The sequence below is a fragment of the Crocinitomix catalasitica ATCC 23190 genome (assembly GCF_000621625.1).
In the GTDB taxonomy this organism is placed as follows: Bacteria; Bacteroidota; Bacteroidia; order Flavobacteriales_D; family Crocinitomicaceae; genus Crocinitomix; species Crocinitomix catalasitica.
In genome coordinates, this window is sequence record NZ_KK211318.1 from 146,288 (window position 1) to 159,941 (window position 13,654).

The window sequence follows — 13,654 nt, forward strand, 5'->3', positions numbered from 1 at the left end:
CTTCCTCGTATTGGAATTGCTCCACCAATTAACCTTACATTTCTTTCTCCTCCGCTCTCAAAACACTCATTCTTAATAGAAACATTATATTTGATTAAAAGGAACAACCCAAGTCAATGAGTTGACTGATTTAATTAAAAGGTTTATCAATCAGGTTTTTAAAAGTAGGTATCAAATATAAAATCAATGAAAATACTATTTACTTTAGTTGCTCTATTCTATCTAAATATCATTTTCACCCAGAATTCTCTTTTCGATTCGTTAATGGTTGTTGGTAAGGCTGAATTTAGTACTGAAAATCTTAAACCCGATTACAAACTTGCAGTTAAAGCGTTTGAACAAGCGGTGAAAATTGAACCGAATAATGCGGAAGCGCATTACTTTTTAGGGTATGCCTACAGCCGAGTTGACGGTAAAGATGAGACATTGGCATTTATTACAAGTCTTGAATCTACGATCAAAATAAGTGAACAATTTGAACAGGTGAATAAAATATCACCTTACTATAAAGGTGAACTTGTAATTCTTGATCCTTATGCTAAAATTACAGCCGAATGGGGCGTACTTGCTGTACATTACATGCATCACAGCAAATTAGATTCGGCAAAATGGGCATTTAAACAAGGTAAAAAAAAAGGCGGGTACAGCGATTTTATATTGGCTAGAGCAAGGTTACTTTTAGACGCATGTGATAAAAACGGTTTACTGTTATCTGCAGGTGACAATAATGGCTATTCAGTTTGGTATGTACAAGTAATGGAAAATTATAGAACGGATGTTGTATTGATCGAATCCGGTTTGATGAGTACAATTTGGTATCCTAATTATTTAATGGACAAAAGGCAAATTAAGTTTAACCTTTCAAAACCAGTATTAGATTCATTGTCTTATTTACCCTGGAAAGATAGCTTGGTAACAATCGGAGATTTTAAATGGATGCTTCAGCCGAGTTATAATGATAGTTTTTTACTGAGGTCGGACCGAGTGTTGCTTTCACTAATGCAAGCGAATTTATTTGAAAGGGAGATCTACTTTACTTCCTACTTTAGAGAAAATCAAAGGCTTTCTTTAGGAGCATATTGCAGGAATAATGTCATCGTTGATAAATTAACAGAGAATATTGGTGAGCTCGTGACACATGCAGTGTTTAAAGAAGAACTTTTGAGTATATTAAAATTGTGCGAAATGGTCAATCAAAATAGTAACGAAGAACGCAGATTGATAGTGGGAATTCGATATCGGGTATTCGTTCGAAGTCGATACTATTTGGAGAATAGGGAGAAGAAGCTCGCTAAAGAATTAATTGATTTATTGGATCAATATTTACCTGAGCAAGAATTCCCCTTTTATTCGGAGAATAGCGCAAAGTATATGCTTTATTTAAGGTCTGAATTAAGGTGACTTGTTAATTTTAGAAAGAATTTAGCTGTAGGTTTTAATCTTGATGGATTCTATATTCATTTAAATCTACGATTTTAGTGAATATAATAATGGTTAATTTTATTCTAATACCTAGATGATTTTGGAATGAATAAAAATTATTTTGTTTTTATTATGCTTTTTACTCTTGCATCATGCAAGAGCAAAAAGGGAGAATCAAATTTGAATGGCATAGAAGATCAGACAATAAACAAAAGTGAAATTATTGTAGAATCCTTTGACGCAATAAATTCATCAATTTACTTTCATGGAGGAAGAGATGTCGGGGAAAAGTTAACGTTATATGAGGATGAGACATTTTTCTTATTACACTGGAACACATTTGGATCACCGTCTTATATTTTTGGGCACTATACCTATCATGAGGATCGAATTATTCTAAAAGATACTATTGGATATCAATACGACTTCGCTTTAAAAGGGATGGACTCAACAGTAATTGATATAATGATAGTTGATACATTGTACTTGTGGAAATTAGAAGAAAATAAATATTTGAGTCCATATCCTCAGCAGCCCAATAAGTCATTCGATTATAATTTGTTTTGGAGAGATCATGAAGAAGTGGAGATGAAAATTGATTCAGCGCCAATTTTCCAATAAAAACCTTCACTAAATGGAGGATACGCGTCGCGTATTTTCCTTTAATAATCTAGGATTACCACTAATCGTATAAAAATTTAACGTTATCGAATAGTTCTGTTAAAACCGAATAGGAACCCCTACATTGCGCCTTGTCTCCTCAAAAGACGATGAATCAATAATAAAAAATATGAAATTATTTATAGCACTTTTCCTAATTATTGGAAGTTATAATGCTTATTCACAATGTCCTACTACATTATTGTCTGAAGATTTTAATACGGGGCCTATAATTGGCGAAGTAGGATCGAATCTTACAGGACCTGCTGGTCCAAATGATGATATCGCATATACCTTTGATGGTACTCCTTATGGATGGTTTAATGTATCAACGGGTTTAGCTGATGTCGATGTCTACGACCGTCATTTTGATGCTTGTTTATCATCTGAAATTACCATCTCTCTCTCCATGAGAATGTCTACAGGTGCACCAATGGATATTGACTTAATTGTTAAGGATGATTTTGGAGTTACTTTAACTACAACCAATGTTGTTTTGGGACAAATTTACGAAATGCACCGATTGACTTTTAGATTACCATCAACGACAGGTTTTAATTTTATTATCCATTCAGTTTCTGCTGGTGCTGATGCTGGTCGGGAAATTATTGCGGAAGACTTATTAATTCAAATGTATGATAATATTGCACCTACTGCATCTAGTCCGTTACCTATTAATGTAAGTTGTGTTGCTGATATTCCAGTTGCTGATGTCGCAGTTATTACTGATGCGATGGATAATTGCTCCGTACCAACGGTTACTTTTTTATCAGATGTTTCGGACGGTGCATCTTGCCCAGAAACAATTACTCGAACTTATGCTGTAACTGACGAATGTGGAAATACACTTGCTGTAACTCAAATGATAACCGTAAATGATATTATCAGTCCAACAGGATCTAATCCCTCTGCAATTACTGTAAGTTGTGCGTCTGATGTTCCTGCACCTGATCCTACAGTTGTGACGGATGCAGCAGATAATTGTGGGGTTCCGACTGTTACTTTTATTTCTGATACTTCGGACGGTGACGTTTGTAATCTAGAAAGTATTTCTCGTATTTATGCAATTACAGATGCTTGTGGGAATTCAATCAATGTGACGCAAATTATTAATATTGAGGTTATAACGCCTAGTGTTGATGCTGGATTGGATCAAGCATTATGTGAAGGTTCAGAGGTTACATTAACTGCTTTTAATCCTGATGGGGCTGCAATTAGTTGGACGCCTATAATTGCAGATGGTATAGCTTTTGTTCCTGGAATAGGAACAACGAATTATTCAGTAACTGCCGCTGTTTGTGGTGGAGAATGTATTCAAATGGACGATGTAGATGTTGTCGTTAATCCTTTACCTGTTGTTGACTTTTTCGGGGATAATTTATTTGATTGTCCTGAGCATATTGTTAATTATACGAACCTTTCTAGCGAATCATTCCGTTGTAGTTGGAATTTTGGAGATGGAAGTATTTCGAATATTTGTGGTCCTGTAACACATACGTATAATTCTCCAGGAATTTATGATGTGACGCTACGTGTAGAATCTGCAGAAGGATGTGTGGCAGAATTGTCGAGAACAGATTATATTGAAACTTTACCAAGTCCAGTTGCTGCTTTTTCATTCCAATCATCTGATATAGACGCATTGGATCCTGAAGTTAACTTTATCAACGAATCGGCTTTAGCAACAGATGTAACTTGGAATTTTGGTGATGGTTCGGGTGAAGTAAACGATATTAATCCAATCCATATCTATCCTTTTGAAACAGGTGGAACATACGACGTAGAGCTGACAGCTACGAATGATGCTAATTGTATCTCTATTGCTGAAAAAAGTATAACAATTAAGGATGTTGTTTTATATTATGTACCCAATGCTTTTACACCGGATAACGATGGGTTTAATGCAGACTTTAAACCAGTCTTCACTTCAGGTTACGATGTATATGATTACCACTTGCTAATTTTTAATCAATATGGCGAAGTCGTATTCGAATCGTTTGATTCTTTTTACGGATGGGATGGAAGTTATGGTGGTTCTGGATTATGCCAAAGTGGTGTCTATGTTTGGCAAGTTGACTTTGGTTTGTTAGCGTCAGATGAAAAAAAGACAGATCGTGGTACTTTTACTTTATTGAGATAATCAACTTTTCGTTTTAAGATCTAAAGTCTTTATCCTCAATTAAGGTTTAGAAATGTAATTCAACACTGCACTTCATATGGAGCGCAGTGTTGAGGTAGTATTAAAACTGAATAGGACCTATTTATTTCCAACCGCCTCCAAGGGCTTCGTATAAATTGACAACCGACTCTAATTGTTGAAGTTTGGTATTAATACTGTTGATCTCTGCATTTAAAGCACTTTGTCGTGCTGTTAATAAATCCAGGTAATTCGCGAAACCACTTTTTAATAATTCTTCTGAGTTCGATTCTGCTGTTCGTAATGCAGCCACTTCATTCTCACGAAAAACCATTTTTTTCGATTCGTTCTGATAAGTATACAAGGCATTCGAAACTTCATTTCCAGCAATAAGTAAAGTCTCTTTAAACTCCAATAATGCGCGTTCCTGATTCGCTAAAGCGACTTCTTTTTCCGTTTTTAATTTTCTTTGGTTCAACAGCGGTTGTGTCAATCCACCAGCAATTGTTGCAAATAAAGAATTTACACTCAGTAATTTGTCCAATTCTATACTTTGGAATCCTCCAGAAGCAGTTAAAGCCAAAGAAGGATAAAAATTGGTCCGCGCAATATTCGTCATTTCAAAAGCTTGAATTAAATTATATTCAGCAGCCAATACATCTGGTCTATTGCTTAACAAAGCAGCTGGAACACCTTGATTTAATTCCTGATCTATTTCTTGTGCGTCTAAACTTCCTCTTTCAAAACCTTGTGCTGGTCTACCCAAAAGAATGCTCAATTTATTTTCTGTCTTAAAAATCGCAGTCTCAAGATCTACTTCTAAAGCGCGTGCACTATTGTATTGTGCTATATTTTGGTCGACCGCAACCTGTGTAACTTGCCCAGCATCTTTCAAAGCCGTAATTGTAGCTACACTGCTCTCTCTAGAAGCAATCGTTTCCCGTGTAACTTCCAGTTGCGCATCTAATGCCAAGAGGTTGTAATACGTGCTGGCAATATTAGAAATCAAACGTGTTTTAATGGCTTGATGTCCTGCATAACTTTGTAAATATGCTGCTTGTGTTGCTCTTTGTTGACTTCTAATTTTACCCCAAAGGTCAATTTCCCAGGATACATTTCCTGTAATATCGAAACTGTTCAGACCGCCACTAAAAATAGAACCAAATTGACTATTCGCTGAAAATTCCTGATGGGATCCGTTTACGCCTACATTTGCTGTTGGCAAATAACCTGCTTTTCCTTGTTTAGCATAAGCTTCACTTGCGATCATTTGCTGAATGGCAATTCGAACATCCATATTGTTTTCCAATCCTTCTGCAATATAATTTTGCAATTCGGGATCCGTAAAAAGGGTTTTCCAAGATACATCAGCCAACGAATTAGTATCTGCTGATAAATTATCTGTTCGATAAAGTGAATCCGTTATCGTTATTTCTGGACGCTCATAGTCTTTAGCGACTAAACAACTTTGTAGCGTTCCAATTAATACGACAAACACAATTCCTTTACGCATATATTTTATTGTTCTCATTGCTTTCATTATTGCTTGTCTTCAATCGTTTGTACAGCAGGTTTACTTGAGAATTTCTCTTGTAACCACTGAAATAATATAAATAGAATAGGAATGACGAATACACCTAAAATGGTTCCAATTAGCAATCCGCCAACGGCACCTGTTCCGATAGAGCGATTCCCTTCCGAACCAACGCCTTTTGCCAATACCAAAGGCATCAAACCTAGAATAAAGGCGAATGATGTCATTAGGATAGGGCGTAAACGTGATTTAGCTCCGTCGATAGCTGCTTCGACAATACTTTCTCCTTGTCGTCGTTTTTGCAGCGCAATTTCAACGATTAGAATGGCGTTTTTGGCCAGCAAACCAATTAACATGATTAAGGCGATTTGGAAGTAGATATTGTTCTCCAATCCGAATAACTTCGTACTGATATAAGCCCCAAATACACCGAAAGGAATAGAGAATATAACCGCAAATGGCAATAAATAACTTTCGTATTGTGCACTCAATAAGAAATACACAAACAAAATACTCAAGATAAAAATGAATGTTGTTTGATTCCCCGCACTTACTTCTTCACGTGTCAATCCTGAATAAGCAACGGTGTAATTACTTGGTAATTTCGCTATTTCTTCTTCAATCACTTTAATAGCATCTCCTGTACTGAAACCATCGTTTGTCGCACCTGTTAATTTGGTAGAGTTAAACAGGTTGAATCGTGTTACGGATTGAGGTCCGTAGACTCTTTTTAAAGTTACAAATTGGGTAATAGGTGTCATTTCACCTGTTTCAGTTTTTACATACATACTATTTAAAGCATTCACATCTGCTCTGTCTTCTGGTAAAGCTTGAATGTAAACTCTGAATTGTTTCCCGAAGCGAGAAAAGTCAGATGCGTAAACACCGCCAATATATCCTTGTAAAGTGGAGAAAATGCTATTTACTGGAACACCTTTTTCTTTGGCCAAAGGAACATTGACTTCCATTTCGTATTGTGGATATTCCGTACTAAATGAAGATTGTGCGTATTTAATTTCTGGATGTTTTGTTAAGGCAGCAGCAAACTCTTGATTCGCGATATCCAAATCTTTAAACTCACCACCAAATTTATCCAATAGGTTTATTTCAAAACCAGAAGAGTTACCGAATCCACGAATACTAGGCGGAGAAAAGAAGATGATATTTGCCTCAGGAATACCCGCAACAATTCCAAATAATTTCTTGCTAATTGCATCGGCTGACAATTCAGGATCCGTACGTTCACTCCAATCTTTTAATTTGATAATACCAAACCCATAATTACTTCCAGAACCGTTCAATAAACTACGTCCTCGAATTAAATTTACACCGACAATTCCATCGACATTAGATATTTTATTGTACAAATCTTTAGCTACTGCACTCGTTCTATCTAAAGATGCACCTGCTGGTAATTCAATATTTGCGAAAATAATTCCTCTGTCTTCATTTGGTACAAATCCTGTAGGTGTTGTTGCAGATGACCAGAAAATTCCAACCAATGCTAAAACCAATAATAAAGCAGGGATCCATTTTTTTTTGTATAAAAAATGAAGGGATTGACCGTACTTATTAACCGTTGCATTAAAGCCACGGTTGAATAAGGTATAGAAACGTTTTAAAGGTCCTTTGTCTTTTAGTTCAGCGTCTTCTTTGTGTGGTTTTAATAATAAAGCACATAGAGCAGGACTTAAAGTCAATGCATTTACGGCAGAAATTAGAATCGCAATAATTAAGGTGACCCCGAATTGTTCGTAGAAAACACCCGTTGGACCAGTCACAAATGTGACAGGGATGAATACTGCCGCCATGACCAATGTAATTGATATAATGGCGCCTGATATTTCGCCCATTGCCGTAACTGTCGCTGCTTTTGGATCTTTAATCCCTTCGTCCAACTTGGCGTGAACCGCTTCAACAACCACAATGGCATCATCCACAACAATTCCAATCGCCAATACCAATGCAAACAGGGTTAAAAGGTTGATCGAATACCCAAAAACACTCAAAAAGAAGAAGGTTCCAATAATGGATACAGGCACAGCAAGCGCCGGAATTAAAGTCGATCTAAAATCTTGTAGAAAAAGAAATACAACTAAAAAGACAAGAACAAAAGCTTCTAACAAGGTCATGATCACCTTTTCAATAGAGGCATTCAAAAACAAACTCGTGTCGTAAGGAATGAAAACATCCAATCCTTCTGGCAAGTCTTTCTTTACCGTTTCCAAGGTCGCTTTAATATTTTCTATAATAACTTTGGCGTTGGAACCTTTCGTTTGAAAAATCCCCATAAACACCGCTGGATTACCTAAACTCATCGCATTAGAAGCATAAGACTGGGCATCCAATTCGATAGTGGCAATGTCGTTTAAGCGCAGGTATTCACCATTCCCCAATGCTTTAATCACGATATCGGCGTATTGATTTTCTTTTTTAAATCGACCGCTATACGTTAAAATATAAGAAAATGCTTGTCCGTTATTCTCACCAAGTGCTCCGGCAGCAGCCTCTAAATTTTGTTCTTTTAAAGCTGCAGTAACATCCGAAGGAATTAAGTTGTAAGCAGCTAATTTTTCTGGTTTCAACCAGATTCGCATGGCATAATCCTGTTGTGAGAATAAACTTACATCTCCAACGCCATTGATTCGTTGCATCGCCGGAATTACATTTATTTTTAAGTAGTTTTGAATGAATGTAGCGTCGTATTTATCGCTTTCTGAATACATAGCGGCAAACATCAAAGCACTGGTCTCTTGCTTTTTGGTTGTAACACCCGTTTGAATTACCTCTGCAGGCAATAAAGGATTAGCAGCAGCAACGCGGTTCTGAACGTTAACAGCAGCAATATTTGCATCCATTTCTTGATCAAAATAAACCGTAATTTCTGCAGTACCATTGTTCGATGCAGTTGAAGTGATATAAGTCATTCCCTCAACACCGTTAATTTGCTCTTCAATAGGAATGATAACACTTTCCAATACCGTTTCGGCATTCGCTCCAGGATAATTGGCGACTACCTTAATGGTTGGTGGGGCAATATCTGGATATTCTTCAATCGGTAAACTTGTTACACTGATGGCCCCAAGAATTAATATAATAATAGAAATAACGGTAGACAATACCGGTCTTTCAATAAACTTTTTTAACATTATGAATGGGGGAATTTAGTTTTTAAATAAAGTTTCAATAGGTTGAATTACATCCTTAAAAGACGTTATTTCGGGATTGATAACCATGTCATTTTTCAATTTTCCAACACCTGCAACAACAATTCTATCGCCACTCTCCAAGCCTGACTCTAATACATATAGATTATCGATACTCGCTTTTACCTTTACTATTTCAGTGGTAACTTTATTGGTATCATCAACCTTAAACACCATGATGTTCCCCTGTTGCTCGTAAGTAGCCGCTTGTGGAATTACAGTTGCATTTTCATATACACTTGGAATTTGAATCGTTCCACTGTTGCCATTCGTTAATAATTGGTTGGGATTGTCAAATATAGCTCTCAAACTTACCGTTCCTGTTTTCGAATTAATTTGTCCAGAACTGGTTTGTATATTTCCTTTTTCGGCATATGCACTGCCATTGGCAAGAATCAAATTAACAGCCGAAAATTTTGCTAATTTCTCAGCTACATCTTTTCCTTCTGCGTTTTCAAGAAAGTCTAAATATTGTACTTCGTTTAAACTAAAGAAAGCATATACTTTACTGATATCACTCAAAGTTGTCAAAGGGTTGACATCATTAGGACTCACCAAAGAACCTTCTCTGTAGTTTATCGTTCCTACATAACCATCAACTGGACTTTTTACAGTGGCATATCCAATATTTGCAGAAATACTGCTGTAATTGGCTTTGGCTTGTGCTAAATTAGCTTTTGCTGTTTCTAATTGAACGGCGCTAATGATATTCTTTTCAACAAGGGGAATCAATTTATCGACTTCAACTTGTGCTACATTGATTCTTGCTTTAGCTGCTCCAGCATCTTGACTCAATGTTTGCGTTTCTAGTCTAAATAAAACCTGTCCTTTTCGTACTTTTTCTCCCTCATCTACTAAAACAGCTTGAATATAACCTGGTATTTTTGCACGCACATCACTATTTACAATTCCTTCTAAACTGGTTGGATATTCTTCAAAACCTGTAACCGTTTTTGTTTCTATTTGCGAAACCGGAAAAGTAGGAGCAGGCGCCATTTTTGTATTATTCTCTTGCTCAGCCGAACAACTTTGAAGGATCAAAACTAGTCCAAGTACTAATGCCGATATTATTTTTTTGTGGCTCATTATTTTTCTATTAATTTTTTTCTTAATTCTTCTACTGAAGCAGTCGCTCCGTCTAGAAATTTGATGTAATCGTTATGGAAGTTTAAATCGAATTTTTCTGATTCGTCACCAATGAATTCGCTATTGATCACTTCTTTGTATTCTTTGATTTCTAAGTGAAGTTGTTTTGTTTCACTCCATTGTTGCATCATACTATCAATATGGTGAACAACCATGTCTTTATCGATTATAAAGTATTTTTTTCGATCCCCGGTCTTCGTAAAGTATTCGATTTTTTGCAAGTTTTGAAGATGTTGGAGATGACTTGATACTGTACTTTTACTTGCACCAAGAACAGCAACCATATCTTCAAAAGTACTTCCCTTTTTTCCTGTAAGAATTACGTAAGATAAAATACGTGCAGCGACAGGGGCCAATTGCTCTCTATTTTCGAGATGGACACCTAGCTTCTCCACTAGGCCCATTTTTATTTTGCAAACATTCTTTTCCATTGCTGTTTTTTTTCTATGTTTTCTGTATTTATTTTACCCAAATACTAAATAACAGATGCAAAGTTATAAGTTAGTTCGGTTTTAACCGGACTAAACGAAGTTATATATTTGTTAAAATTTAAATTCTTGTCGAGTAATGCTCTTAATCCATTTTAATACAGGTTTCTATTCCAGTATTTTTTTTTATACCCTTGAGGTAGCCGAGAATGAATTTGATATTTACAAGCGAAGCATGTTTCAGTAAACGAACAAAAAAACTACATTTACCAAATCATAGTCAACATTAAAATCATCTCAATTTGAACGATTTATACAAATATTTTAATGCCATTTCTCCCATTCAAGAGGATACTTGGGATGCTGTTAAGAATATTTTTAGTGAATATTCATTAAAAAAAGGGGAGTATTTTATTGAAGCTGGTAAAGTCACGAAAGTATTTGGCTTCTTGAAAAATGGTGTGATTCGAGCTTTTTATAGAAATAAGGATGGTGTTGAATACAATAAGCATTTTTTTATAAATAATACGATGGTTGGTGGCTATTCCTCTTTGGTATCGAATCTTCCCAATAGTATAAATCAACAAGCTTTAACTGATTGCGAATTGTTGGTTGGAAATTATCAAAGTATATTAGATTTACTAGATAAGCATCAAGATTTAGAAAGGCTTTTAAGAAAAATAGCGGAAGGCTATTTTGTCGACAAAGAAAAACGTGAAGTAGAAATTGTTTTATTGGAAGCCAATCAACGCTATGCTATTTTTCAGGAAGAATATCCTCAATTAGAACAAATCATTCCCCAATACCATATTGCTTCATACTTAGGTATAACTCCAACGCAATTAAGTCGCATTAGAAGTCAAAAAAAGTAAAGCCTAGTTTTCTTTACATATGTAAATGTATACGAATCAATTGTGTACTTCCTTTGTCATATAATTTAAATATGAACAGATGACTGGAAGAATAATGATGCTTTGTATAATACTACTCTTGTTAGGGTGTGCAAAGTCACAAGATTCAAACACTCAAAAAAAGAATGTAATGACAAGAAAAGAAAACACTTTTATCAATCCTAAGGACTTATTTAATCCAAAGAACAATGGTTTTTCGCATATTGTAAGCGTACCCGAAGGGAAAAAAATCTATTATTTTTCAGGTCAATGGGCATCAGATACGAATGGTGAATTAGTTTCCAAAGCGTTTGAAGGACAAGTGAAGCAAACTGTTTCTAATGTTAAAAAGGCCTTAGCAGCAGTGGGATTATCAATTAATGATGTGGTGAAACAAACCGTTTATATTGTTGATTTTACGCCGGCGAAAAAAGAGATACTTATTAATGTAGCAGCTAAAGAGTGGAGGGTAAAAGATTTCCCTGCGAGTACTATTGTACCATTACCTGTATTGGCAACAGCTCCAAATTGCCTGATTGAGATTGAAATTATTGCAGCTAAATAATATTAAAAATGAAGACGATAATTTTACTTTTAATATTCGCAATGATGACAAATTCTTCTCTAATCGCTCAAAACAAAAAGGTGTTATTTGTTTTAAGTGCCGCAGACACTTTAGCATTGAATAAAGGACAAAAAACGCGACAAACGGGTGTCTTTTTAAATGAATTCTATTTGGCATATAAATCTGTTTTAGAAAATGGATACGTAATAGAATTCGCAACGCCGAATGGTGTAGTTGCCACAATTGATAAGGAAAGTATCAACGATAAATATTGGTTGGACAATCTCGAAATAAAGAATCAGGCAATACATTTTGTAACGAAAGACACTGGCTTTAATGCTCCTGTTACGCTTGCAAAGGCCATTAAAAATCATGAGAATTATATCGGTTTAATTATTCCAGGAGGGCAAGGTTTAATGATCGATTTAATAAAAAATAAAAATATCCCAATTCTTTTGAAACAATTTGCAAAAACGCAAAAGCCAACTGGTTTGATTTGTCATGCGCCGAGTCTTATTTTAACGATACCAAAGGAAGAAAATCCATACATCGGTTTTAAAGTCAATTCGGTCTCCCCATTCGAGGAGTACGTTATTGAAAAATTCATAATGAAAGGTAAGCCTACGAAAAGAAAAATAGCGAAACAATTAAGAAAATTAGGATTGAAATATAGCAGTGGTTTACCCAAGGCAAATTATGCAGTAAAGGATAGAAATTTAGTAACCAGCCAGAATCCTTTTTCAAGCGGTTACTTTAACACACTTTATTTAGAGGCGCTCAACGAGTATGCGGTTGCTAATCATTAAGATCTTAAAATTACTTATCTAGATGAAAATTTGAAGGTATTGTAAGATAGCAATAGCAAAACACATAAAATGTATAATTATTATTTGCATCATATTTTTCTTTATAGATTTGGGGAAGGTTATGAACCTAAAAATATTCCTGTTATTTATCCTAAACATGATACCTTAAAACATGGGCATCAAACTAAATGAGTTTAAAAAGTACAACAAAGCGGGTCAACAAAAATGTGAAGTTATTAATTATGAAAATGTGGAGCTTCCAAAGAACATTGCATTCGAGAATATCAAAAGGATGGCAGTTTAAAATATGTTAGACATACTTAGATATCTAAGTCCGAGAAATAAATATGAACGAAAAGCAAGAATAGGTCAACCCTGTATTTTTATATTGGTTGTGTTGCTAAAAAAGTATTAATTTGAGCAGAAAAACAAGAAAAACAATCCTATTAATAGTCATAATTGTACTATTCGGAGGAATATTTGGTGTAAAAGCCTATTCCAAATTTGCATCGATTGAAATCGCTTCATCTACAAGTCCCGATGGTCAATACACAATCGTTATTCTAGAGAAAAAAAAATGGATGTCAATGCCGGGTAATGGCAGCTCTAGATGTGTAAAAGTAAAACTTTATAAAGGGTTTTGGCGCATAGATCAGGATTGTGATGACTGTCCTGTCTTTTCTTCCGAAGTTTTAACACCAAAGTGGGACATGGACGCAATGCAGGTCTCTTTTGCGCTTGCGCGTTCTGTAAATCTTATCACAGGTGAATGCGAAGAATGATTAAAAACAGGAATTAGGGAAGGTATTCTGTCATTGAGATTAAACTATTCATCTTATTTGAAGTCTTAACGCTGACAT

Annotated in this window: 11 protein-coding genes; 7 read left to right on the top strand and 4 right to left on the bottom strand. The window is 35.4% G+C overall.

Annotated features, from left to right (window positions below; translation table 11 throughout):
• Positions 1–186 precede the first annotated feature (186 nt).
• The 3 genes from T367_RS0119165 to T367_RS0119175 all read left to right on the top strand — a co-directional run bounded on the left by T367_RS0119165 (position 187) and on the right by T367_RS0119175 (position 4,222).
• Positions 187–1,401 carry a tetratricopeptide repeat protein gene (locus T367_RS0119165; RefSeq protein ID WP_084274494.1) on the top strand — a complete coding sequence of 405 codons (1,215 nt, stop codon included), beginning with the start codon at positions 187–189 and terminating at the stop codon, positions 1,399–1,401.
• A 126-nt stretch (positions 1,402–1,527) separates the two neighbouring features.
• Positions 1,528–2,043, top strand: a complete 516-nt coding sequence (locus T367_RS0119170; protein WP_027421278.1) for a hypothetical protein — start codon at positions 1,528–1,530, stop codon at positions 2,041–2,043.
• Between the two features lie 169 nt (positions 2,044–2,212).
• Entirely contained in the window at positions 2,213–4,222 is a 2,010-nt protein-coding gene (locus T367_RS0119175) for a PKD domain-containing protein (protein ID WP_027421279.1), read from the top strand.
• A 121-nt stretch (positions 4,223–4,343) separates the two neighbouring features.
• On the opposite strand, the gene T367_RS0119180 is transcribed toward T367_RS0119175, so the two are convergent.
• Genes T367_RS0119180 through T367_RS0119195 form a run of 4 tightly spaced genes read right to left on the bottom strand, consistent with a single transcriptional unit; the run spans position 4,344 to position 10,536 of the window.
• Complete coding sequence (locus tag T367_RS0119180; protein ID WP_027421280.1) at positions 4,344–5,759, bottom strand: efflux transporter outer membrane subunit; 1,416 nt, start codon at positions 5,757–5,759, stop codon at positions 4,344–4,346.
• Positions 5,759–8,902, bottom strand: coding sequence for an efflux RND transporter permease subunit (locus T367_RS0119185; protein WP_027421281.1), 3,144 nt, complete (start codon positions 8,900–8,902; stop codon positions 5,759–5,761). Before T367_RS0119185 ends, T367_RS0119180 begins: the two co-directional genes overlap by 1 nt.
• Before the next feature lie 15 nt (positions 8,903–8,917).
• A complete protein-coding gene (locus tag T367_RS0119190; RefSeq protein ID WP_027421282.1) occupies positions 8,918–10,045 on the bottom strand; it encodes an efflux RND transporter periplasmic adaptor subunit in 1,128 nt (375 codons plus the stop codon).
• Positions 10,045–10,536, bottom strand: coding sequence for a GbsR/MarR family transcriptional regulator (locus T367_RS0119195; protein ID WP_027421283.1), 492 nt, complete (start codon positions 10,534–10,536; stop codon positions 10,045–10,047). Before T367_RS0119195 ends, T367_RS0119190 begins: the two co-directional genes overlap by 1 nt.
• A gap of 299 nt (positions 10,537–10,835) precedes the next feature.
• Here T367_RS0119195 and T367_RS0119200 point away from each other — a divergent pair, with 299 nt between their 5' ends.
• The 4 genes from T367_RS0119200 to T367_RS0119220 all read left to right on the top strand — a co-directional run bounded on the left by T367_RS0119200 (position 10,836) and on the right by T367_RS0119220 (position 13,576).
• Positions 10,836–11,405: a Crp/Fnr family transcriptional regulator gene (locus T367_RS0119200; protein WP_027421284.1), complete on the top strand. Its 570-nt coding sequence runs from the start codon at positions 10,836–10,838 to the stop codon at positions 11,403–11,405.
• Positions 11,406–11,484: 79 nt separating this feature from the next.
• Entirely contained in the window at positions 11,485–11,988 is a 504-nt protein-coding gene (locus T367_RS0119205; protein WP_027421285.1) for a RidA family protein, read from the top strand.
• 8 nt (positions 11,989–11,996) lie between these two features.
• On the top strand, positions 11,997–12,794 hold the full coding sequence (locus tag T367_RS23215; RefSeq protein WP_084274495.1) for a DJ-1/PfpI family protein: 798 nt from the start codon (positions 11,997–11,999) through the stop codon (positions 12,792–12,794).
• A 416-nt stretch (positions 12,795–13,210) separates the two neighbouring features.
• Positions 13,211–13,576: a hypothetical protein gene (locus T367_RS0119220; protein WP_027421286.1), complete on the top strand. Its 366-nt coding sequence runs from the start codon at positions 13,211–13,213 to the stop codon at positions 13,574–13,576.
• Positions 13,577–13,654 lie beyond the last annotated feature (78 nt).